Origin of the sequence: Kitasatospora sp. NPDC004799 (assembly GCF_040609095.1) — a bacterium.
GTDB lineage: Bacteria > Actinomycetota > Actinomycetes > Streptomycetales > Streptomycetaceae > Kitasatospora.
Window position 1 is genome coordinate 1 of the sequence record NZ_JBEXJK010000116.1, and the last position, 20,982, is coordinate 20,982.

At 72.9% G+C, this 20,982-nt stretch carries 20 protein-coding genes and 7 tRNA genes; 11 read left to right on the top strand and 16 right to left on the bottom strand.

The window, feature by feature from the left end:
• Positions 1 to 109 precede the first annotated feature (109 nt).
• The 4 genes from ABZW03_RS17130 to pgsA all read right to left on the bottom strand — a co-directional run bounded on the left by ABZW03_RS17130 (position 110) and on the right by pgsA (position 3,404).
• Positions 110 to 472 carry an isomerase gene (locus tag ABZW03_RS17130; RefSeq protein WP_355258167.1) on the bottom strand — a complete coding sequence of 121 codons (363 nt, stop codon included), beginning with the start codon at positions 470 to 472 and terminating at the stop codon, positions 110 to 112.
• A 75-nt stretch (positions 473 to 547) separates the two neighbouring features.
• Positions 548 to 1,732: a glycosyltransferase family 4 protein gene (locus tag ABZW03_RS17135; RefSeq protein WP_355258170.1), complete on the bottom strand. Its 1,185-nt coding sequence runs from the start codon at positions 1,730 to 1,732 to the stop codon at positions 548 to 550.
• A gap of 48 nt (positions 1,733 to 1,780) precedes the next feature.
• Positions 1,781 to 2,740, bottom strand: a complete 960-nt coding sequence (locus tag ABZW03_RS17140; RefSeq protein WP_355258173.1) for a phosphatidylinositol mannoside acyltransferase — start codon at positions 2,738 to 2,740, stop codon at positions 1,781 to 1,783.
• Between the two features lie 16 nt (positions 2,741 to 2,756).
• A complete protein-coding gene (pgsA, locus tag ABZW03_RS17145) occupies positions 2,757 to 3,404 on the bottom strand; it encodes a phosphatidylinositol phosphate synthase (protein WP_355258176.1) in 648 nt (215 codons plus the stop codon).
• 278 nt (positions 3,405 to 3,682) lie between these two features.
• Here pgsA and ABZW03_RS17150 point away from each other — a divergent pair, with 278 nt between their 5' ends.
• A complete protein-coding gene (locus ABZW03_RS17150; protein ID WP_355258179.1) occupies positions 3,683 to 5,731 on the top strand; it encodes an elongation factor G-like protein EF-G2 in 2,049 nt (682 codons plus the stop codon).
• Positions 5,732 to 5,771: 40 nt separating this feature from the next.
• Here ABZW03_RS17150 and ABZW03_RS17155 read toward each other — a convergent pair whose 3' ends face one another.
• Positions 5,772 to 6,197, bottom strand: a complete 426-nt coding sequence (locus ABZW03_RS17155) for a DUF393 domain-containing protein (RefSeq protein ID WP_355258182.1) — start codon at positions 6,195 to 6,197, stop codon at positions 5,772 to 5,774.
• A 194-nt stretch (positions 6,198 to 6,391) separates the two neighbouring features.
• Between ABZW03_RS17155 and ABZW03_RS17160 the strand changes: the two genes are divergently transcribed.
• Positions 6,392 to 8,038, top strand: coding sequence for a hypothetical protein (locus ABZW03_RS17160; protein ID WP_355258185.1), 1,647 nt, complete (start codon positions 6,392 to 6,394; stop codon positions 8,036 to 8,038).
• 80 nt (positions 8,039 to 8,118) lie between these two features.
• On the opposite strand, the gene ABZW03_RS17165 is transcribed toward ABZW03_RS17160, so the two are convergent.
• The 4 genes from ABZW03_RS17165 to ABZW03_RS17180 all read right to left on the bottom strand — a co-directional run bounded on the left by ABZW03_RS17165 (position 8,119) and on the right by ABZW03_RS17180 (position 12,644).
• A complete protein-coding gene (locus ABZW03_RS17165) occupies positions 8,119 to 8,679 on the bottom strand; it encodes an HIT domain-containing protein (RefSeq protein ID WP_097238679.1) in 561 nt (186 codons plus the stop codon).
• A 146-nt stretch (positions 8,680 to 8,825) separates the two neighbouring features.
• Positions 8,826 to 10,805, bottom strand: coding sequence for a threonine--tRNA ligase (thrS, locus tag ABZW03_RS17170; protein ID WP_355258188.1), 1,980 nt, complete (start codon positions 10,803 to 10,805; stop codon positions 8,826 to 8,828).
• Positions 10,806 to 10,893: 88 nt separating this feature from the next.
• Entirely contained in the window at positions 10,894 to 12,057 is a 1,164-nt protein-coding gene (locus tag ABZW03_RS17175) for a hypothetical protein (RefSeq protein WP_355258191.1), read from the bottom strand.
• Positions 12,058 to 12,089: 32 nt separating this feature from the next.
• Complete coding sequence (locus ABZW03_RS17180; RefSeq protein WP_355258194.1) at positions 12,090 to 12,644, bottom strand: DUF4365 domain-containing protein; 555 nt, start codon at positions 12,642 to 12,644, stop codon at positions 12,090 to 12,092.
• A 165-nt stretch (positions 12,645 to 12,809) separates the two neighbouring features.
• Here ABZW03_RS17180 and ABZW03_RS17185 point away from each other — a divergent pair, with 165 nt between their 5' ends.
• Complete coding sequence (locus ABZW03_RS17185; protein WP_355258197.1) at positions 12,810 to 13,577, top strand: exonuclease domain-containing protein; 768 nt, start codon at positions 12,810 to 12,812, stop codon at positions 13,575 to 13,577.
• An 80-nt stretch (positions 13,578 to 13,657) separates the two neighbouring features.
• Here the strand turns inward: ABZW03_RS17185 and ABZW03_RS17190 are convergent.
• The 3 genes from ABZW03_RS17190 to ABZW03_RS17200 all read right to left on the bottom strand — a co-directional run bounded on the left by ABZW03_RS17190 (position 13,658) and on the right by ABZW03_RS17200 (position 14,547).
• Positions 13,658 to 13,729, bottom strand: a tRNA-Val gene (locus tag ABZW03_RS17190).
• Positions 13,730 to 13,938: 209 nt separating this feature from the next.
• Positions 13,939 to 14,010 (bottom strand) — tRNA-Val (locus tag ABZW03_RS17195).
• Positions 14,011 to 14,088: 78 nt separating this feature from the next.
• Positions 14,089 to 14,547 (bottom strand): TIGR02611 family protein, encoded by a 459-nt coding sequence (locus tag ABZW03_RS17200; protein WP_355258200.1) that lies wholly within the window; start codon positions 14,545 to 14,547, stop codon positions 14,089 to 14,091.
• 195 nt (positions 14,548 to 14,742) lie between these two features.
• Between ABZW03_RS17200 and ABZW03_RS17205 the strand changes: the two genes are divergently transcribed.
• Together ABZW03_RS17205 and ABZW03_RS17210 are read left to right on the top strand one after the other, a co-directional pair.
• The gene (locus tag ABZW03_RS17205; protein ID WP_030056266.1) at positions 14,743 to 15,156 is read left to right on the top strand and encodes an SsgA family sporulation/cell division regulator; all 414 of its coding nucleotides are present in this window, start codon (positions 14,743 to 14,745) and stop codon (positions 15,154 to 15,156) included.
• A gap of 430 nt (positions 15,157 to 15,586) precedes the next feature.
• Positions 15,587 to 16,156, top strand: coding sequence for a CGNR zinc finger domain-containing protein (locus ABZW03_RS17210; RefSeq protein WP_355258203.1), 570 nt, complete (start codon positions 15,587 to 15,589; stop codon positions 16,154 to 16,156).
• Between the two features lie 13 nt (positions 16,157 to 16,169).
• Here ABZW03_RS17210 and ABZW03_RS17215 read toward each other — a convergent pair whose 3' ends face one another.
• The gene (locus tag ABZW03_RS17215; RefSeq protein ID WP_355258206.1) at positions 16,170 to 16,631 is read right to left on the bottom strand and encodes a hypothetical protein; all 462 of its coding nucleotides are present in this window, start codon (positions 16,629 to 16,631) and stop codon (positions 16,170 to 16,172) included.
• 110 nt (positions 16,632 to 16,741) lie between these two features.
• On the opposite strand from ABZW03_RS17215, the gene ABZW03_RS17220 reads away from it, so the two are divergent.
• On the top strand, positions 16,742 to 17,242 hold the full coding sequence (locus ABZW03_RS17220; RefSeq protein WP_355258209.1) for a DsbA family protein: 501 nt from the start codon (positions 16,742 to 16,744) through the stop codon (positions 17,240 to 17,242).
• Between the two features lie 12 nt (positions 17,243 to 17,254).
• Here the strand turns inward: ABZW03_RS17220 and ABZW03_RS17225 are convergent, their stop codons facing one another.
• The 3 genes from ABZW03_RS17225 to ABZW03_RS17235 all read right to left on the bottom strand — a co-directional run bounded on the left by ABZW03_RS17225 (position 17,255) and on the right by ABZW03_RS17235 (position 20,118).
• Positions 17,255 to 18,094 carry a GNAT family N-acetyltransferase gene (locus tag ABZW03_RS17225; RefSeq protein WP_355258212.1) on the bottom strand — a complete coding sequence of 280 codons (840 nt, stop codon included), beginning with the start codon at positions 18,092 to 18,094 and terminating at the stop codon, positions 17,255 to 17,257.
• Positions 18,095 to 18,160: 66 nt separating this feature from the next.
• Positions 18,161 to 18,991 (bottom strand): aminodeoxychorismate lyase, encoded by an 831-nt coding sequence (locus ABZW03_RS17230; RefSeq protein ID WP_355258215.1) that lies wholly within the window; start codon positions 18,989 to 18,991, stop codon positions 18,161 to 18,163.
• Between the two features lie 29 nt (positions 18,992 to 19,020).
• Positions 19,021 to 20,118 carry a chorismate-binding protein gene (locus tag ABZW03_RS17235; protein ID WP_355258218.1) on the bottom strand — a complete coding sequence of 366 codons (1,098 nt, stop codon included), beginning with the start codon at positions 20,116 to 20,118 and terminating at the stop codon, positions 19,021 to 19,023.
• A 319-nt stretch (positions 20,119 to 20,437) separates the two neighbouring features.
• On the opposite strand from ABZW03_RS17235, the gene ABZW03_RS17240 reads away from it, so the two are divergent.
• From ABZW03_RS17240 to ABZW03_RS17260, 5 genes are all read left to right on the top strand, one after another.
• Positions 20,438 to 20,510 (top strand) — tRNA-Gly (locus ABZW03_RS17240).
• Positions 20,511 to 20,550: 40 nt separating this feature from the next.
• Positions 20,551 to 20,624 (top strand) — tRNA-Cys (locus ABZW03_RS17245).
• Between the two features lie 34 nt (positions 20,625 to 20,658).
• Positions 20,659 to 20,730 (top strand) — tRNA-Val (locus ABZW03_RS17250).
• Positions 20,731 to 20,771: 41 nt separating this feature from the next.
• Positions 20,772 to 20,843 (top strand) — tRNA-Val (locus ABZW03_RS17255).
• 44 nt (positions 20,844 to 20,887) lie between these two features.
• Positions 20,888 to 20,959: transfer RNA gene (locus ABZW03_RS17260), tRNA-Val, on the top strand.
• The last annotated feature ends 23 nt before the right edge of the window (positions 20,960 to 20,982 follow it).

Here is a 20,982-nt window from a genome sequence, read left to right on the forward strand (position 1 = left end):
TCGGTCGCCAATGCTCCGCAGTGGCTCCCTCCTCCGCCTTGCGATGCACGCACCCCAACGCCGCCCCGCCCGCCCTCCGGGCGAACGACGGGAGTTCGAAGACAGGCCCCTAAGCGGTCGCGTTCCGGTAGCTCTCGCGGTCGATGTCCACGACGTTCACCGCCGTGAACAGCCGGGTGCCCGGCTTCGGCCGGACGTACCGGGCCAGCAGCGCCAGCACGCCCTCGCTCAGCGCCGCCTTCGCCTGCGGCGCCCGGCCCGGGAAGATCTGGAACTCCACGAACACCTGGGTGTCGCCGGCGGCCCCGCCGGTGCCGACCACCAGCACCTCGCTCTGCCGGAACACCGTCTTGCAGGAGTCCGGCTTGGCGTCGATCGTCTCCTCCGCCAGCCGGTTGATCGCCAGGCCGAGGCCCCGGCGGTCGAAGGTGCCGGCCAGGTCGGCCGAGTAGTCGACGGAGATCTGCGGCATGGTCTGCCCCCGTGGATCGCAGTGGTACGGACGCCCGACCCTAACGCCGCCGGCCCCCGGCCCCGCCCCCGGGGATCAGTCCCGGGCCAGCCCGAACCGGCCGCGCCGACCGCTGCGCACGTCCTCCTCGACCACCGCGGCCTCGCCCGCCGTCACCGTCTCGTACACCGCCAGGATGTCCGCGCCGACCGTCGACCAGTCGAACCGCCGCACGTGCCGCGAGGCGGCCTCCCGCAGCTCCGCCAGCCGCGCCGGATCGCCCAGCAGCCGCAGCGCCGTCCGGGCCAGCGCCTCCGCGTCCTCCACCGGGAACAGCTCGCCCGCGTCCCCGCCGTCCAGCACCTGCTTGAACGCGTCCAGGTCGCTCGCCAGCACCGGCGCGCCCGCGGACATCGCCTCGACCAGGATGATCCCGAAGCTCTCGCCGCCGGTGTTCGGCGCCACGTACAGGTCCACGCTGCGCAGCAGCCGGGCCTTGTCCCGGTCGCTCACCATGCCGAGGAACTCCACCTGCCGGCGCACCTCGGGCGCCAGGCCGGCGACGGCCTCCTCCTCGTCGCCCTTGCCCGCCACCAGCAGCCGCACCCCCGGACGCTCCGCCAGGATCCTCGGCAGCGCCGCCAGCAGCGTCGGCAGGCCCTTGCGCGGCTCGTTGATCCGCCCGATGAAGCCGATCGTCCCCGGCTCCCCCTTCGCCGCGTGGCCGGTCCAGCGCTCGTCCGGCTCGGCCTCGGCGAAGAAGCCCACGTCCACGCCGTTCGGGATCACCACCGCGTCCCCGCCCAGGTGCTCCACCAGGGTGCGCCGGGCGTACTCCGACACCGCGATCCGGGCCCGCATCTTCTCCAGCCCCGGCTGGAGGATCGGCGAGGCCGCGATCATCACCCGCGACCGCGGGTTGGAGGTGTGGAAGGTCCCCACCATCGGCCCGGTCGCCGACCAGGCGGCCAGCATCGACAGGCTCGGCGCGGCCGGCTCGTGCACGTGCAGGATGTCGAACCGCCCGTCGTGCAGCCACCGCCGCACCCGCGCCGCCGACAGGATCCCGAAGCTCAGCCGCGCCACCGACCCGTTGTACGGCACCGCCACCGACCGCCCGGCCGGGACCACGTACGGCGGCAGCGCCTCGTCGTCCTCGGCCGGCGCCAGCACCGACACCTCGTGCCCCAGACCGATCAGGTGCTCGGCCAGGTCCCGGATGTGGAACTGCACCCCACCGGGGACGTCCCAGTCGTACGGGCAGACGATGCCGATCTTCACGGGTTCCTCAAGCTCCTTCGGACGGTCGGGCGGGCGGACGGAACGGGGTCAGGACCCGGAGGCCTCGGCGGCGGGCTCGGGAGCCGCCGCGCGCTCCGCGGCCGCCGCCCCCACCGCCCCACGGGCCGGCAGGTCGGCCAGCCAGAACCGCTGCAGCATGTGCCAGTCCTGCGGGTGCTCGGCGATGCCACGCTCCCACACGTCCGCCATCGCCTGGGTCATCGCCCGGGTGCGCTCCTTGCGGTCGCCCTCCTCGGGCACCGGCACCTCGGGGTGGATCCGCGCCCGCATCACCGGGCCGTCGTACCAGAGCGTCACCGGCAGCAGCGCCGCCCCGGTCCGCTGGCACAGCGCCGCCGGACCGGCCGGCATCCGGGTCCCCTCACCGAAGAACGACACCCCGATGCCCGCCTCGGACAGGTCCCGGTCCCCCACCAGGCAGACCAGCCGGCCCTCGCGCAGCCGCCGCGCCAGCGTGCCGATCACGTTCACCGAACCGCCGGTCAGCGCCAGGACCTCCATGCCCTGGCCCTCCCGGAACGCCACGAACCGGTCGAACAGCCGCTCCGGCTTCAACCGCTCCGCGACCGTGGTGAACGGGTAGCCCTGCTGCGCCACCCAGGTCCCCGCGAGGTCCCAGTTGCCCATGTGCGGCAGCGCTATCACCGCGCCCCGCCCGGCCTCCAGAGCCTCCCGCAGGTGCTCGAAGCCCTCCACCCGGACGTCCCGGGCCACCCGCTCCCGGCTCCACACCGGCAGCCGGAACGACTCCATCCAGTACCGCAGGTACGAGCGCATCCCGGCCCGGGACAGCGCCCGCAGCGCCGCCTCGTCCAGCCCCGGACGGACCCGGCGCAGATTCGCCTCCAGCTGGAGCACCCGCTTGCCGCGCTTGCGCCACGCGTAGTCCGCCAGCCAGTCGAACAGCCCCCGGGCCGCCCGCTCCGGCAGGTGCTTCAGCAGCCCCCACCCCAGCGCGTACGCCCAGTACACCAGTCGGTCCGTCACCGCAGGACGCCCCCCATCAGCTCCCGGCCGCCGCTCGGTCGGCCTCGAACGCCTCCCGGCGCACGGTCAGCATCCGCTGGAACACCGTCACCAGGCTGCCCGCCGCGACCAGCCACAACGCCACCGGCAGCAGCCACTCCACGTACGGCACACCGAACTTGTGCAGACCCGCGACCCCGGCCGCCACCAGGCTGGCCACCAGCCGCTCGGCCCGCTCCACCAGCCCCGACACGTCGCACGGCAGGCCCTGGCTCTCCGCCCGGGCCTTGGTGTACGACACCACCAGACCGCTCGCCAGGCAGAAGATCGCCACCGCGCAGAGCAGGTCGTTGTCACCCTTGCCCGCGTACCACATCGCCAGACCGCCGAAGATCGCCGCGTCCGCGACCCGGTCCAGGGTGGAGTCGAGGAACGCCCCCCACTTCGTGCTCCGGCCCAGCTGGCGGGCCATGTTCCCGTCCACCAGGTCCGAGAAGATGAACAGCGTGATCGTGATGGTGCCCCAGAAGAACTCCCCACGCGGGAAGAACACCAGCGCACCGGCCACCGAACCGGCGGTACCGATCAGCGTCACGGCGTCCGGGCTCACGCCCAGACGGATCAGGAACGCGGCGAACGGGGTCAGGACACGTGTGAAGAAGGCACGCGCGTATTTGTTGAGCATGGCCTTCCCAGCCGCTCCGATCTCCCAGATACCCGCCTGGCGCAGCACGCGCGGCAGACGGCCGGGCGGATCAGCCCGTCCGGCGCACCCATCGTAGCCACGCCGGGGACACGCTCCGGCGCACGCACCGCCGGACGCCGCCCCCGCCACCGCACGCGCACGCACGGCCACCGACCGGCCGGGCGACCCGCCGTACGACCGGCCGTTACGACACGCGCCCCGCAGGACCCGACCCTAGACTGCGATGGACAGCCTCGGCGCCACGGGAGGAGACCCCGATGCCCGACCGCAGCACGGCACGAGCCGGCCAGGCACCCGCCGTCACCGGCCCGCAGGACCTGCGCAACGTCGTCCTCATCGGCCCCAGCGGTGTGGGCAAGACCACCCTCGCCGAATCCCTCGCCCTCGCCGCCGGCGCCACCGGCCGGGCCGGCCGTGTGACCGACGGCACCACCGTCTCCGACCACGAGGACATCGAGCACCAGCAGCAGCGCTCCGTCCAGCTCGCGCTCCTCCCGCTCGAATGGAAGGGCGTCAAGATCAACCTGATCGACCCGCCCGGCCACCCCGACTTCACCGCCGACCTGCGCGCCGCCCTCCACGCCGCCGACGCCGCCGTCTTCGTCGTCTCCGCCACCGACCCGGTCACCGCCCCCACCCGCGCCCTGTGGCGCGAGTGCGCCGCCGAGGGCATCCCCCGCGTCATCGCCGTCGCCAAACTCGACCTCGCCCGCACCGGCTTCGACGACATCCTCACCGCCTGCCACGACGCCTTCGAACTGGGCCCGGACACCCTGCGCCCGCTCTTCCTGCCCGTCCTCCACGACGGACACCCCGACGGCAGCGTCGACCTCCTCACCGGCGACACCTACGGCGACGCCGACCCCCTGCCCGACACCACCCCCGCCCACGACAGCCTCGTCGAAGCCATCTCCGGCCAGGACGACACCCTCATGGAGCGCTACCTCTCCGGCGACCCCCTCGGCACCGACGCCCTCGAAGCCGGCCTGCGCCGCGAAGTCCTCGCCTGCGCCCTCCACCCCGCCGTCCCCACCAGCGAGAACGGCCTCGGCGCCGCCGAACTCCTCGACCTCATCGCGCACACCTTCCCCGACCCCACCGAACGCACCCGCCCCGCCCCCGACTGCGACCCCGACGCCCCGCTCGCCGCCCAGGTCGTCCGCGTCACCGGCGACGCCTACGTCGGCCGGATCAGCCTGCTGCGCGTGTACGCCGGCACCCTGCGGCCCGACACCAAGATCCACCTCGCCGGGCCCGCCCACACCGCCGACCAGAACGGCGACGAACGCGTCACCGGCCTCACCAGCCCCTTCGGCAAACTCCAGCGCCCCGTCCCGCACGCCGTCGCCGGCGACCTCGTCTGCGCCGCCAAACTCACCACCGCCCGGGCCGGCGACACCGTCCACGACCCCGGCCACCCCGTCGCCCTCGACGGCTGGCCCCTCCCCGAACCACTGCTCCCGATCGCCGTCGAAGCCCACAGCAAGGCCGACGACGACAAGCTCTCCCAGGCCCTCGCCCGCCTCACCGCCGAGGACCCGGCCCTGCGCCTGGAACAGAACCCCGACACCCACCAGCTCGTCCTCTGGTGCACCGGCGAGGCCCACGCCGAGGTCGTCCTCGACCGGCTGCGCACCCGCCACGGCGTCCACGTCGACACCGTCGAACCCAAGGTCGCCCTGCGCGAGACCTTCGGCACCGCCGCCGCCGGCCACGGCCGCCTGGTCAAGCAGTCCGGCGGCCACGGCCAGTACGCCATCTGCGACCTCGAGGTCGAACCGCTCCCGGCCGGCTCCGGCTTCGAGTTCCAGGAGCACGTCGTCGGCGGCGCCGTCCCCAAGCACTTCATCCCCTCCGTCGAGAAGGGCGTCCGCGCCCAGCTCGCCAAGGGCGTCGCCACCGGCTACCCGCTCGTCGACGTCCGGGTCACCCTCACCGACGGCAAGGCGCACTCCGTCGACTCCTCCGACGCGTCCTTCCAGAACGCCGCCGCCCTCGCCCTGCGCGACGCCGCCGAGCACGCCGTCATCCGCCTGCTCGAACCCGTCGCCGCCGTCAGCGTCCTGCTCCCCGACGACTACCTCGGCGCCGTCCTCGGCGACCTCTCCGCCCGCCGCGGCCGCGTCCTCGGCACCGAGACCGGCGGCACCGGCCTCACCCTGCTGCGCGCCGAGGTGCCCGAACTCGAACTCGTCCGCTACCCGATCGACCTGCGCTCACTCACCCACGGCACCGCCGAGTTCTCCCGCGCCTACCTGCGCCACGAACCCATGCCCGCCGCCCTGGCGGAGCGCTACACCGACTGAACCGCGGGACGAGCTCCACCGCGCTACGAGCCGAGCCGCGCTACGACCCGACGGGATTCCGCTTCGGCAGCGCACAGGCCGCCGTACCCCCCGGCATCCGGTGCCGGTTGCGCGCCACCCAGCGGTAGGCCAGCCCCGCCAACGGCCGCACCGGCGCCGCCGTCAACACGGCGCCCAGATACGCCCACGCCCCGCCGGAGCGCATCAGCAGCCGCGCGACCCCCTGCGCGCCCCCGTACACCCGGCCGGCCGGCGTCACCCAGAGCACCTCGCGCTCCGCCCGCTCCGCCGACACCTCGCCCCGGCCCCCAGCCAGAGCGTCCAGCCCCGCCAGGTCCGCGAACTGGAACGGCACCGCCTCCCAGCCCCCCGAGGCCAGCGTCTGCCGCAGGTACCGCTCCGCCCAGCGCACGCAGGACGAACAGAACGCGCAGTCCCCGTCGAAGACCAGCACCGGATCCTTCACGGCCGCTCCCTTTCCTCGTTCCCACCGTCCATCCTGCCCCACCCCCACCACGGCCACCGCGGCGGGCATCGAGCCGCCCGAAGCTGGGCATCATGCCCCTCAGGCCTCCGGTGACGGTACTTCAGACGATCATCCGCGCGGGGGTGCCACGGCACGGTAACCTGCCGCTGACAAGGGGAGGAGGGGACGCCACCGTGACCACACTCGACATGACCCCGGGTGCGCAGATACCCCGGACCGACGCCGGCCCGCAGACCGCCATCACCCAGGGACTCTCCTCGACCGCCTACCGCGACGGCGAGATCAAGGGCTTCGTCGACGCCGTCGCCGACGCCACCGAGAAGAAGGGCCGCTTCGCGCTCTTCCGACCCAACCTCGGCGAGGCCTTCAGCAAGGCGCTGATCTCCCGGGCCCTGGGCGGCGGCCGCAAACCCCTCGTCCCGGCCTTCGGGGTCGACACCCGCCAGGTCGTCGAACACTGCCTGGCCGCCGAGGAACTGCGCAACACCCGCGACCGGCAGCTCAGCACCGTCTCCATCGCCACCGGCGTGCTCTTCCTCCCCGGCACCCTGGTCTGGCTCGGCGCCTTCCAGCTCCGCGCCTGGCTCAAGCGGGACAACCCGAAGAACGCGGCCGTCTACGGCGGCATCGTGCTCGCCGTGACCGCCGCCCTCGCCGTCCTGCTCGCGCTGCGCCCGCCGGCCACCGGCTTCATCGGCGTCTACCTGCGGGTCACCATGCTCGCGCCGGTCATCGGCTGGTACCTCGCCCGCCGGATCGTCGAGCGCTCCGCCAAGGACCTGCGCTCCCGCTGGCAGGCCCTGGTCGAGGGCAGCGTGGTGGCCGCCTCCGTCGCCAAGGCCGTCCCCCGCGACGACCTCGACAAGAAGGCCGCCGACCTGCGCGACAAGCTCGGCCGGCTGGACGCCGAGCAGGAGACCAACATCCACCACTACGCCGGACCCAAGGGCATCCTCGGGGCCGGCCGCCGCTGGGGCGAGTGGCGCCTCGCCGACACCCTCCACCCCGCCGAGGGCCACGCCGACTTCCGCGCCTTCCACCCCTGGGACCTGGTCCGCCGGATCTCCTCCCACCTCAAGGGCCTCGGCATCAGCCACGTCGCCAACAGCGGCATGCCCAACGTCGCCATCAAGCAGTGGGTGGTCTTCGACATCGGCGAGGGCGCCGACGAGATCAGCCGCCCCGCCAACGCCGACATGGACGGCGACCGGATGCGCGACTTCGCCGTGCAGAGCGTCGCCGACAAGCAGACCTTCTCCGGCGGCCCCCGGCACTACCTCGCCACCCAGTTCATCACCCACGACGGCAAGCTGGTCCTCACCTTCACCGTCACCGTCACCCTGCTCGCCAACGTCCTGAACATCACCGTGTCCGGCTACGCGCTCGGCCCGGTCAAGGGCGTCTTCTTCGACAAGCCCAAGGACAAGGAGAAGACGGTCGCCAAGACCGTGAAGTTCTGGGAGGAGCGCACCGTCAAGCTCCCCCTGATCGACAACGACGAGGTGGTCCGCCAGGCCGTCCGCGCCCCGTTCTACCGGATGCCCGGCCTGCTCGGCTGGCTCGGCGGCGGGCTCGGCCTGCCGGAGCCGTTCGGGCTGCGGCACATCTGGGCCGGCCGGGCCTGGGAGAACCGCTCCATGGTCGACAACGCGCAGAACGCCTCCGTCCCGGTGCTCGCCGCCGTCCACGCGGCCACGCTGGAGTTCCTGGAGGAGCACGACCTGGACGCCGACCGCTTCTTCAAGAACCGCACCTCGGTCATCAAGTCCGAGGCGCAGAGCCCCCGCCCCTACGACGTGGACACCTTCAACGCCGGCTGATCGCGGCGCGGAACGCGGGAGGGCCCCACCGGGGATCTCGGTGGGGCCCTCCCGTACGTTCTCCGGCTCAGCCCTGCGACTCAGCCCTGCGGCCAGACCTCGGCCAGCATCTTCCGGGTGTCCGCCAGCAGCTGCGGCAGCACCTTGGTGTGGCCGACCACCGGCATGAAATTGGTGTCCCCGCCCCAGCGCGGCACCACGTGCTGGTGCAGGTGCGCCGCGATCCCGGCCCCGGCCGCCGCGCCCTGGTTCATCCCGATGTTGAACCCGTGCGCCCCGGAGGCCGCCCGCAGCGCCGTCATCGCCTTCTTGGTGAAGTCCGCCAGCTCGGCCGTCTCGGCCTCGTCCAGGTCGGTGTAGTCGGCCACGTGCCGGTACGGGACCACCATCAGGTGCCCGCCGTTGTACGGGTACAGGTTCAGCACCGCGAACACGGCGCTCCCCCGGGCGATCACCAGCCCGTCCTCGTCGCTCAGGGACGGGATGGAGCAGAACGGACAACCGTCGTCCGGAGCCGGGCCGGTGGGCTTGTTCTCACCCTGGATGTAGGCCATCCGATGAGGGGTCCACAGGCGGCGGAAGCCGTCCGGCTCACCGACGCCCCGCTGAAGTTCCGGCTCAGTCGTCATGCTGATCAGCATATTCGCCCGACGGTGCTTGCAAAGCCGCGCGGGGCAGACTCTTCGAGAGCCTGCCCCGCGCATCCCCGCCGGGTCGGGGCCTACGGCACCTTGGCCTTGTGCGCGTTCCGCATCTTCGGACTACCCCCGCCCAGGCGGGGCCTACGTCACACCTGGATGCGACGCTCCACGGCGTCCACGATCTCGGCGATCGCCTCGTCGACCGGCACACCGTTCTTCTGCTCGCCGTTGCGGTAGCGGAAGGACACCGCGCCCGCCTCGACGTCGTCGTTACCCGCGATCAGCATGAACGGCGTCTTGGAACGCTGGGCGTTCCTGATCTTCTTCTGCATGCGGTCGTCCGAGGTGTCGACCTCGACCCGGATCCCGTGCTTCTTGAGCTTCGCCGCGACCTCCAGCAGGTACGGCACGTGCTCGTCGGTGATCGGGATGCCGGTCACGGTGACCGGGGCCAGCCACGGCGGCATGGCGCCGGCGTAGTGCTCCAGCAGCACCGCGAAGAACCGCTCGATCGAGCCGAAGAGCGCGCGGTGGATCATGACCGGCCGCTGACGCGAGCCGTCCGCCGCCGTGTACTCAAGATCGAAACGGTCGGGCAGGTTGAAGTCCAGCTGGATGGTGCTCATCTGCCAGGTACGGCCGATGGCGTCCCGCGCCTGCACCGAGATCTTCGGCCCGTAGAAGGCCGCGCCGCCCGGGTCCGGCACCAGCGGCAGGCCCTGCTTCTCGGCCACGCTCGCCAGGACGGCGGTGGCCTCCTCCCAGGCCTCATCGGTCCCGACGTACTTGACCGGGTCCTTGGTCGACAGCTCCAGGTAGAAGTCGGTCAGACCGTAGTCGCGGAGCAGGTTGAGCACGAAGGTCAGCGTGGAGTCGAGCTCCTCCGCCATCTGCTCGCGGGTGCAGTAGATGTGCGCGTCGTCCTGCGTGAAGCCGCGGGCCCGGGTCAGGCCGTGCACCACGCCGGACTTCTCGTACCGGTACACCGTCCCGAACTCGAAGAGGCGCAGCGGCAGTTCACGGTACGAGCGGCCGCGCGCGTCGAAGATCAGGTTGTGCATCGGGCAGTTCATCGGCTTGAGGTAGTAGTCCACGCCCTCGTCGAGCTGCATGGGCGGGTACATACCGTCCGCGTACCAGTCGAGGTGGCCGCTCTTCTCGAAGAGCTTCCCCTTGGTGGCGTGCGGGGTGTAGACGAACTCGTAGCCCTCTTCCTCGTGCCGCTTGCGCGAGTAGTCCTCCATGGCGCGGCGGATGATGCCGCCCTTGGGGTGGAAGACGGCGAGGCCGGAGCCGATCTCCTCGGGGATGGAGAAGAGGTCGAGCTCGTTGCCGAGCTTGCGGTGGTCGCGCTTCTCGGCCTCGACCAGGAAGTCGAGGTGGGCCTTGAGCTCGTCCTTGGTCGGCCAGGCGGTGCCGTAGATGCGCTGGAGCATGGCGTTCTTCTCGCTGCCGCGCCAGTAGGCGGCCGCATTGCGCATCAACTTGAACGCCGGGATGTGCCGGGTGCTGGGCAGGTGCGGGCCGCGGCAGAGGTCGCCCCAGCACTGCTCGCCGGTCTTGGCGTCCAGGTTGTCGTAGATGGTGAGCTCGCCGGCGCCGACCTCGACGTCCGCTCCCTCACCGGCGGTGGCGGCGGAGCCCTTGAGGCCGATCAGCTCCAGCTTGTACGGCTCGGCGGCCAGCTCCTCGCGGGCGGACTCGTCGGTGACCACGCGGCGGGAGAACTTCTGCCCGCGCTTGATGATCTCCTGCATCCGCTTCTCGATGGCCTTGAGGTCATCGGGGTGGAAGGGCTTCTCGACGTCGAAGTCGTAGTAGAAGCCGTCCTTGACCGGCGGGCCGATGCCGAGCTTCGCCTCGGGGTAGAGCTGCTGGACGGCCTGGGCCATGACGTGCGCGGTGGAGTGGCGCAGGATGTCGAGGCCGTCCTTGCTGCTGATCTCGACGGGCTCGACCTCGTCGCCGTCCTGGACGGCGTAGGCGAGGTCCTTGAGCTGGCCGCCGACGCGGGCGGCGATGATCGAGCGGTCGTCGGCGAAGAGCTCGGCGGCCGTGGTGCCCGTCGTCACCACGCGCTCTTCCCGATCGGGTTCGCGGCTGATGATTACCCGGACGTCCGTCACCGGTCTCTCCTGACGTGCTGGATTTCAGAGGACGCAACACTGTGCTGCGCGTGACGATGGTACCGAGAGCGCCGCCCCCGCCGTCCACCTACGCCCCTTCTCCCCCTTCTCCCGTCCTCTCCCGGAGCGACTTCAGCAGCCGCTCGCGGTCCCCTTCCTCCCAGCCGCGGAGCTCCAGTCCGTGCGGGCCGGTCAGCCGGCGGAAGCCGCCGTGCCGGTCCAACCGGCCGGAGACCCGGAGCGGCAGGCCCGCGAGGTGGGCCTCGGCGGCGAGCCGGTAGTCGGCGTCGGGCAGGCGGAGCTTGAGCTCGGGGACGTCGGCGCCGGTCAGCACCCGCAGCCGGACCGAGCCGGGCCCGGCCGGGTCGGCGCGCTTGAGCCGGGTGACCACGCCGACCACGGTGACGGCGACGGCGGGTTCGAGGCGTTCCAGCAGGTCGGCGGCCTCCGCGAGGGCGGGCAGGTCGCCGGGTGAGAAGTCGACGTCGATCCGGCGGTCCCCGAAGCCACCCGGCGTCCCGGCGGCGGGCGACCAGGCGACGCCGATCCGGGCGGCCGTCGCGTCGCGCACCAGGTCCTCGACGGACCGGACGAGTTCCCGGCTCACCCCGGCCCGGACGGCGTTCCCGAAGGCCTCGGGTCCGCCGCTGACCCGGCGGTAGTCGACGGCGTCGCGCAGCGCCTCCAGGGCGCGGACCAGGGTGGTGACGGCGGCGCGGCCCTCGGGCGCCGGGCTGTACGCGGTGAGGGCGGCGCCCTGGTCGACCAGCAGGACGCGGTCCAGGAAGTCCTCGGCGAGGCCGTCCAGCCGGGCGCCGAAGTAGCCGGCCCTGGTCCGGGCGGCCTTGGCCCCGGCGGCGAGCATCCCGCGCGCCGCCTGCCGGAGCCGCTCGGCCTCGTCCCAGGGGGTGGCCCCGGCGGGTCCGGGCGGGTCGCGGTGCCAGCGCAGCTCGTCGCCGGGGACGGCGAGGGCGAGCAGGATCGAGCGGGCGGAGGGGGTGCGGGAGCGGGAGAGCGCGGTGACGGCGTCGGTGAGGAGTTCGACGGCGTCGTCGAAGCCGTCCCCGGCCGGGACGAGCAGGCTGGTGCCGGGCTCGCCGTCGGGCGGGGTCCAGCGTCCGTACCGGGCGGCCGGGCCGCCGCGGCGGATCCAGCCGTGCCGGGCGAGCAGGGTGGCCAGCACCGCCGGGTCGACGGCGGCCGGGTCGGGCAGGGGCCGGGCCGGTTCGCCCGGTCCGTACGGCGGTGTCATGGGTCCGGTTCCTCCCTGCCGGGGCCGGGCCGTCACGGGCTGCCGCCCGCGCCGACCCGGGCCATGATGTCGCAGAGCGCGCGGTCGTCGAAGACCTCGCCGGTGGGCACCCGGACGTTGGTGCGGCGCTTCCCGGTGACGGGGTGGCCGGCCAGGTTGACCCAGTAGCAGCAGTGCCGCAACTCGAGGGCGTCCGGGCGGGCCCGCAGCCACTGGTCGACCCGGCGCGGCAGCAGCATCACGACCAGGATCCGCGGCACGGCGACCCGGGGGCGGGCGAGCTTGCGCAGGTGGTCGTTGTCCAGGGTGAAGCTGAAGAACGGCCCGGCCGGGTCGGGCGCGACCTGCTGGGTGGCCTTGAGCTGGATCTTGACGGTGACCTCGTCGTCCACCTCGTGGGCCCGGGAGCCGTGGCTGACGTGCCAGTCGATGCCGTTGTCCGGGAACGGCTGGGACAGCGAGCAGCCGGCCGCCGCCGCGACCGCGTGCAGGTAGCCGACCTGCAGGGTCTCCATGCAGGCGGTGACCGCGAGGTTCCCCCGCGGTGCGCCCGGCGCCTCCTCGGGCTGCGGCTGGGTCAGTGCCATCGCCCCGTGGCCTCCCCCGGTTCCGGGCCCGTCCCGGTCCGGACGGGCCGGCGAATCGAACGCGACGGTCATGGGCAGGATCCCCGGTCGGGCTTGGGCCAAACGGGTTGAAGGGGCGTCAGAACCGGGTATCTACCGGGCGCAACGCTCGTCTGAGGGGCAGTCATGCAGCAGCACTGGTACACCGGCCCACTCGCCTCGTTCGACACCGAGACGACCGGCGTGGACGTGGAGAACGACCGGATCGTCTCCGCCGCCCTGGTCGTCCAGCTCGCACCGGGCACCCCGGCGCGGACGACCACCTGGCTCGCCGATCCGGGCGTTCCGATCCCGGACGGCGCCCGCGCGGTGCACGGCATCAGCGACGAGCAGGTGCGTGCCCACGGCCGCCCGGCCCGCACGGTGGTGGCGGAGGTCACCCGTGCGCTGGCGGCCGAGGCGCGGGCCGGGCATCCGGTGGTGGTGATGAACGCGCCGTACGACCTGACGCTGCTGGACCGCGAGCTGCGCCGCCACCACGGGCTGACGCTGTCCGGCGGGCTGGCGACGGCCGCGCTGACGGTGCTGGATCCGCGGGTGCTGGACAAGCACGTGGACCGCTACCGCAAGGGCCGCCGGACGCTGACCGACCTGTGCGCCCACTACGGCGTGGACCTGGCCGGGGCGCACGACGCGGCGGCGGACGCGACGGCGGCGCTGGCGCTGACCCGGCGGATAGGCGCCCGCTACCCGGCGGCGCTCGGCGGGCTGTCGGCGGCGGAGCTGCACCTGCGGCAGGCGATCTGGCACGCGGCGCAGGCGCGCGGGCTGCAGAACTGGTTCGACCGCTCGGGGACGCCGGAGCGGGTGGACCTGTCCTGGCCGCTGCGTCCGGCCCGGTGCGGCTGCGGGCGCCGGCTGGAGCCGGAGCACGGCTGCGAGGCGGCGGCGTAGCGGGCGGCCCCGGAATCCCGGGCCCCGGATACGCCGCAGGCCCTGACCGGTTTCCTGGTCAGGGCCTGCGTGCTGTCCGGTGGGCGATACTGGGATCGAACCAGTGACCCCTTCGGTGTGAACGAAGTGCTCTCCCGCTGAGCTAATCGCCCGGGCAACGAGAAGAACTGTAGCACCATTCGGGGCCGGTCGTACAACTCGCCCGTTCCGGGGACGGTCGACTCCTCCGCAGAACTCCTGCCCCGCGCGGAAGATGACTGTGCCTCAGCCGATTACCGACGGCTCTCCGGCCCGATTCCGGAAATACACGTGAGGCCCAGCCGATAATCGACTGGGCCTCACATATCACAATGCATTCCGGTGGGCGATACTGGGATCGAACCAGTGACCCCTTCGGTGTGAACGAAGTGCTCTCCCGCTGAGCTAATCGCCCGGGTGCAGGGAAAACATTACCGCATCCCGGGGGGTGCTCCGAACACCCCCGCTGCTCGCGGCCCCCGCGCCCGGGCGGTCAGCTCTCGTCCAGCCGCCACGGCACGGCCAGGCCGTAGCGGGCGAAGTACCAGCCGCCCGCCCCGACGAGGGCGGCCAGCCCGATCGCGGTGAGCGTCAGGTTGCGGCGGCGCACCCGCGGGTCCATGGCCCGCTGGGCGGCCTCGGCGACCTTGCGGCGGGTCCAGCGCAGAACCAGCCGGGCCCAGACGAACTCGGTGGACCAGATGCCCATGCCCAGGAAGATCACCAGCCAGCCGGGGCCGGGCATCGGCAGCATGACCACGCCGAGCGCCACCACGGCGAGGCCGACCAGGAAGACCGCCACCTGCCAGACCCGGTGCAGTCCCGGCGAGCGGCGGACGAAGGCCGGGGCCCGCGAGCCGACCGCCCGTCCGCCGTCGCCGACCGCGTCAACCTCCACGGCCGCTTCACCCGTTCCCGCGTTCCCGGCCGTCTTGTCGTTTCGCACAGTCATGCCAGGAAACTAACCAAGAAGTGCCGGGCTAATGCCCCGCCCGGCCACCGCGGCGTGATTCGGCAATGCGCCGTAAGGGGTACGACTCGCGCCCGAATCGGGACAGAGGGGTTTACATCGGTCTTGGGGGTGGGATGGTCCGTTCGCCGACGTGCGATTCCCCGAGCGCACACTGAGCGAAAGGCCATGGCGCTTATGAACACCACGGTCAGCTGCGAGCTGCACCTGCGCCTCATCGTGTCCAGCGAGTCCTCACTGCCCGTCCCCGCGGGCCTGCGCTACGACACCGCCGACCCCTACGCCGTGCACGCCACGTTCCACACGGGCGCCGACGAGACCGTGGAGTGGGTGTTCGCCCGAGATCTCCTCGCGGAGGGGCTGCACCGACCCACCGGTACCGGCGACGTCCGGGTGTGGCCGTCGCGCAGCCACGGGCAAGGGGTGGTCTGCATCGCGCTGAGCTCTCCGGAAGGAGAAGCCCTGCTGGAGGCCCCGGCCCGGGCGCTTGAGTCGTTCCTCAAGCGGACGGACGCCGCGGTGCCCCCCGGCACCGAACACCGTCACTTCGACCTCGACCGGGAGCTGTCCCACATCCTCGCCGAAAGCTGACCCCGTCCGGAGGCGGTCCGCCCCGCTGTCGGCGGGGCAGTACCCCCTGCCGCCATCGCAGCCGTCCTACTCGGGGGCACGGCAGCGGACTCAGCCGCGCACCACGCGGCCTCGGGGCCGGTGAGCGGTCCCGCTCCCACCGGAGCGGGCCCACAGCACCGCAGGCGCCCGGCATCGGGGCCGGTCATCCTCACGGGTGGCCGGCCCCGGTGCCGGGCGCCGACGTGTTCCGGTGGAGGCACCCCGTCCGCGGGCCCGTACGCCGGCTTCGCGGCCCGGCCCGCCCGGACGGCGCCCGGTTTCGCACGCCTTGCCGGGATGCGCACACGTCTTCGAAAGAAGCCGCCGCCCCACCGGCACAAGGCCCGGTATGGTCTGGGGTAACCGTGGACGCGGGGTATCGGAGTCCCCCTGCGCGAGGAGCCCCAACGTGCTGATCACCCATGACACCGAGTGCGCGCTGAGCATCCTCGTGGAGCTGCTCAACACCGCACCCGAGGTGTGCGGCGCCGAGAAGCTGCCGGACCTCGCCGCGCTGGACGCCTTCGTGGTCGGCCAGGAGATCAGCGAGATCGACTCGCTGACCGGGGACGACCTGCGGCAGGTGCACGAGCTGCGCACCCGGCTGCGCGAGGTGTTCGCGACGGAGTCCACCGAGGCGGCCGCCGAGCTGGTCAACTCGATCGTCGCGGCCGCCGGCACGACGCCCCGGCTGACCGACCACGACGGCCACGACTGGCACATCCACTACTTCGCGCCGCACGCCGCGCTCGGCGACCACCTGGCGGCCGAGCTGGGCATGGCGCTGGCCTTCATCCTCATGGCGGGCGAGCGCGAGCGGCTGCGCCGCTGCGAGGCGCCGGACTGCGCGCGGGTCTTCGTGGACCTCTCCCGGAACCGCTCGCGGCGCTACTGCGACAGCCGCACCTGCGGCAACCGGCTGCACGTCGCCGCCTACCGGGCGCGGCAGCGGTCGGCGGAGGCCGTCCCCTCCGCCTGACCGGCCGCCCCGTTCAGATCCCGCGCTTGCGGAGGATCTCCTCGATGTCGGCGAAGTCGCCGAGCCCGTCGTCCCGTTTGCCCGCGGCCGGCTTCTTCGGGGCCTTGGGCGTCGGCGCCACCGCCGGACGCTCGGGCGCCGGGCCCGCCGCGGCCGGACGCTCCGCGGCGCCCTCCACCGCCGTACCGCCCCGGCGGCCCACCCAGCGGGTGGTGAGCAGCAGGACCGCGGAGACGCCCAGCAGGGCGATGCCGGTCCACACCCGGGGGTCGAGGACCAGCTTGGTCGCCCAGTCGGCGAACTCCCGGCCGATCGTGCTCGCCAGCGGGAACAGCCCGGTCAGGTAGAGGCCGGCGGGCAGCAGGGCCACCGCGAACCAGCGGGTCGCCGACAGGAAGCGCCGCCGGTAGGCCCGCAGCCCCGCGAAGGCCACCCCGCCCGCGGTGAGGATGAAGCTGATCGACGCGCTCAGCACGGGGCCGCTCCTTCGGGTCCGGTCGTCCTGGTCATCGGTGCCTTCCTCTCGGTCCGCCCTCGGGCGCACCTGCGGCCGGAGCGGGCGCCCACTAGTGGAACACTGGGGGAATGATCGATGGTTCCCTCCCCCGCCTCGAGTTCTGGTGCGACCTCCAGTGCCCGGACTGCCACACCGCGCTGGACGACGTACGGGCGCTGCGGGCGCAGTACGGCGACGCGCTGACCGTGGAGGTGCGGCACTTCCCGCTGGAGAAGCACAAGCACGCCTACGCCGCCGCGGAGGCGGCCGAGGAGGCGTTCGCGCAGGGGCTGGGATGGCCGTTCGTGGAGGCGCTGCTGGCCCGGACCGCGGAGCTGGAGGCGCGCGGGCAGCAGGTGCTGCTGGAGGTGGCCCGGGAGGTCGGGGCGGACGTCGACGAGGTGGACACCGCGCTGATCGACGGCCGGCACATGCTGACCGTCGACGCCGACCAGGCCGAGGGCAAGGCGATCGGGGTCACCGGGACGCCGACGTACGTGATCGGCGCGAAGCGGTTCGACGGCGGGCAGAGCCAGGACGGGCTGCGCGAGCGGATCGTGGCCGTCATCGAGGCGGCGAAGGCTTCCTGACCGCACGCCCGGTCACAGCTGCTTGCCGTAGAAGCGCTCGGTGACCTCGTAGCCGAGCGAGGTGTAGAGCCGGACGGCGACCTCGTTGCCGGAGAAGACGTTGAGACCGAGGTGCCGCACCCCGGCGGCCAGGCACTCGCGTTCGGCGAGCAGCATCAGCGTGCGTCCGTGGCCCTGGCCCTGGTGGGCCGGGGCGACCTCGACCTTCATCACCCACGCGAGCGGTGCGCCGTCCGGCAGGTCGCGCAGGCGCAGCTGCAGCCAGAGCAGGCCGTACGGGTCCGCTCCGTCGGCGCCGTACAGGCGGCGCACCACCACCCCCGGGGCGTCCGGGTCCGGCGGGGGCTGCTGCCCGCCGCCGGTGCGGGCACGGGCCTGTTCCTCGGTGAGGCCGGACTCCGTCAGCACGTGGACGTAGTCCTCCGACGAGTGCTCGAACCAGGCCCGGAGCCCGGCCGGATCGTCGAACGGGCGGGCGCTCAGCCCGGCGGGCAGGTCGGGGGCGTCGACCAGCCGCTTGGACATGGTCAGGGCCCGCTCGGTGTAGCCGAGGGCCGTGGCGAGCCCGCGGGCCACCGCGGCCGGCTCCGGGACTCCGACGTCGACCCGGGTGCAGCCCCAGGTGCGCAGCACCTCCTCGGCGGCCAGCCCGCCGAACGTGCCGCGGCCCCGGCCGCGGCCCTCGGTGACTTCCAACTCGGATATCGTGCCGAAGAGTTGGGTGCCGTACGGGTCGGCGGTGGTGCGCAGCGCGCCGACCGGGTAGCCGTTCGAGAGGATCAGCCAGCGTCTGGTGCGGCCGCCGGCCGCGGTGGGTGTCTCCGGGCCCTCGGGGCGCAGCGTGGTGGTCATGTGGTGCTCCCTTCCCCTTGCTCGGAGGGTTATCCACGTGACCGGGCGCTCTCCCCGCGCGGGGGGTCACGGGTCGAGGTCGTCGCCGCTGCGCTCGGTGAAGACGGCCATGGCCTTGGCGGTGACGGGGCCGATGCCGGGCAGCTCGCGGTCGTCGACGCGGGTGACGGCCTGGACGTCGCGGGTGGTGGAGGTGAGGAAGACCTCCTCGGCGTCCCGGAGGGCGCCGAGCGGGAGGTCGGCCTCCTCGGCGCCGCACCAGTCGATGACGAGCTGCCGGGTGACGCCGGCCAGGCAGCCGGAGGCGAGGGCGGGGGTGAGCAGGCGGCCGTCGAGGACCACGAAGACGTTGGAGCCGGTGCCCTCGCAGAGCAGGCCGGCGGTGTTGGCGAACAGGGCCTCGGAGGCGCCGGCGCGGTGGGCTGCGGCCAGGGCGACGACGTTCTCGGCGTACGAGGTGGTCTTGAGGCCGGCGACGGCGCTGTGCTCGTTGCGGCGCCAGGGGACGACGGCGACGGCGGTCTCGTCGGGGCGGTGGCCGATCGCGTTGAGGGCGACGACCAGGGTGGGGCCGGAGGTGCCGCGCTCGGAGCTGAGCGGGCCGTTGCCGCCGGTGTAGGTGATGCGCAGGCGGCCGAGCGGCGCGGGGTTGGCGGCGAGGACCTGGGCGCAGGCCTCGCGGACCAGGTCGTGGTCGGGGTCGGCCAGGCCGAGGCCGCGGGCGGAGCGGGTGAGCCGGTCGAGGTGGCGGGTGACCGCGAAGGCCCGGCCGTCGACCGTCTTCAGGGTCTCGAAGACGCCGTCGCCGGTGGTGAGGCCGTGGTCGAGGACCGAGAGGGCCGCGTCGGCGGAGTCGACCAGGGAGCCGTTGACCCAGCTCGTGGTGCCGTTGTGCATCAGGTGCCGCTCCTAGGCGTGTCTGGGGCTCAGGCTCCGGCCGGGTCGGGTCCGCTGCCGGAGTCGCCGCCGGGTTCGCTTCCGGGTTCGCTGCCCGACGCTATCGCGACCAGGCGTGCCGCCTTCAGTTCGGTTTCGGCCCATTCGCGTTCAGGGTCGGAGCCCCAGGTGATGCCGGCGCCGGTGCCGAAGCGCAGGACGGGTGCGTCGGGGTCCGTCCGGTCGATCCAGAAGGTGCGGATGCCGACGGCGAGTTCGGCCTCGCCGCGGTCGGCGTCGACCCAGCCGACGGCGCCGCAGTACGGGCCGCGCGGGGCGGTCTCCAGGGCTTCGATGATCCGCAGGGCGCTGGACTTGGGAGCGCCGGTGACGGAGCCGGGCGGGAAGGTGGCGGCGAACAGCTCGGGCCAGCCGGCGCCCTCGCGCAGGGTGCCCTCGACGGTGGAGACCAGGTGGACCAGGCCGGGGTGCTTCTCGACGGCGCAGAGGTCGGGGACAGTGACGCTGCCGGTCGCGCAGACCCGGCCGAGGTCGTTGCGGACCAGGTCGACGATCATCACGTTCTCGGCGTGGTCCTTGTCGAGGAGGTCGTGCTCGGTGCGGCCGGTGCCCTTGATCGGGCCGGAGGAGACGGTGCGGCCGGTGCGGCGCAGGTAGAGCTCGGGGGAGGCGGTGGCGATCTCGACGCCGTGGTCGGGCAGCCGGACGGTGCCGGCGTAGGGGGCGGGGTTGCCGTGGGCGAGGAGGCCGGTGAGGGCGTCGACGTCGCTGCGGTCCGGGTCGGGCAGCGGTGCGGAGAGCACCCGGCAGAGGTTGGCCTGGTAGACCTCGCCGGCCGCGATGTGCTCGCGGATGCGGCGGACGCCCGCGGTGTACGCGGCGCGGTCGAGGGAGCTGTGCCAGCTGCCGGCCTCCGGTCCGCACCAGCCGACTCCGGAGGGCGGGGCGGGGGCGGGGCGGACCTCGTCGAAGCGGGCGCAGGTGAGGCGGCCCTCGAAGTCGTAGGCGACGGCCCAGTAGCCGGCGGAGTCGAGGGCGGCCGGGTCCGAGGTGACGTCGCGCAGTCCGGTGGCCAGGCGGCCGCCGAAGCGGGCGAGCGGGGTGCGGGGGTCGGGGTGGCCGGACACGGTTCTCCTGCGCGGTGGTGCTGGGGGCGGTGCCTGAAGTGTAGGTCGGGGGCGTGGGCCGGGTCGGGCTCGCGCCCCCGCGTACGAGCACCTGCGCGCGTCGCGCGGGTGTGCGCCGGGTGACCTGCGGATGATCGTCCGGGAGCGCCGCAGGTGGTGGCCGGTGACCGCCCGGGAGGGCTGACGGGACGGCACGCGCCGGTCATCCCCTCGGCATGCTGCGGGAACGGATTTTTAGCTGGCCCGGGAATCCGCTAGAGTTCAACACGTCGCCAGGGAGCGCAGCCGAAGAAAAGCGGTGAAGATCCCCGGGAGACAGGCGGACGTGGCTCAGTTGGTAGAGCATCACCTTGCCAAGGTGAGGGTCGCGAGTTCGAATCTCGTCGTCCGCTCGATGGAGAACAGTGTAAGATCGTTCTTCATGCGTTGCCTGGTGGAGTGGCCGAGAGGCGAGGCAACGGCCTGCAAAGCCGTGTACACGGGTTCAAATCCCGTCTCCACCTCCAAGAGGTTCCTCCGGTTCGACCGGAGGGCCTCCCCGCGCGATTAGCTCAGCGGGAGAGCACTACCTTGACACGGTAGGGGTCACTGGTTCAATCCCAGTATCGCGCACGTCGGACCCTCCGGGGTCCGCTGCAGGACCGCCTCACCAGGCGCGATTAGCTCAGCGGGAGAGCACTACCTTGACACGGTAGGGGTCACTGGTTCAATCCCAGTATCGCGCACAGTAACGGGCCTTCCGGGGCCTGCTGCAACACCGCCTCACCAGGCGCGATTAGCTCAGCGGGAGAGCACTACCTTGACACGGTAGGGGTCACTGGTTCAATCCCAGTATCGCGCACGTCGGACCCTCCGGGGTCCGCT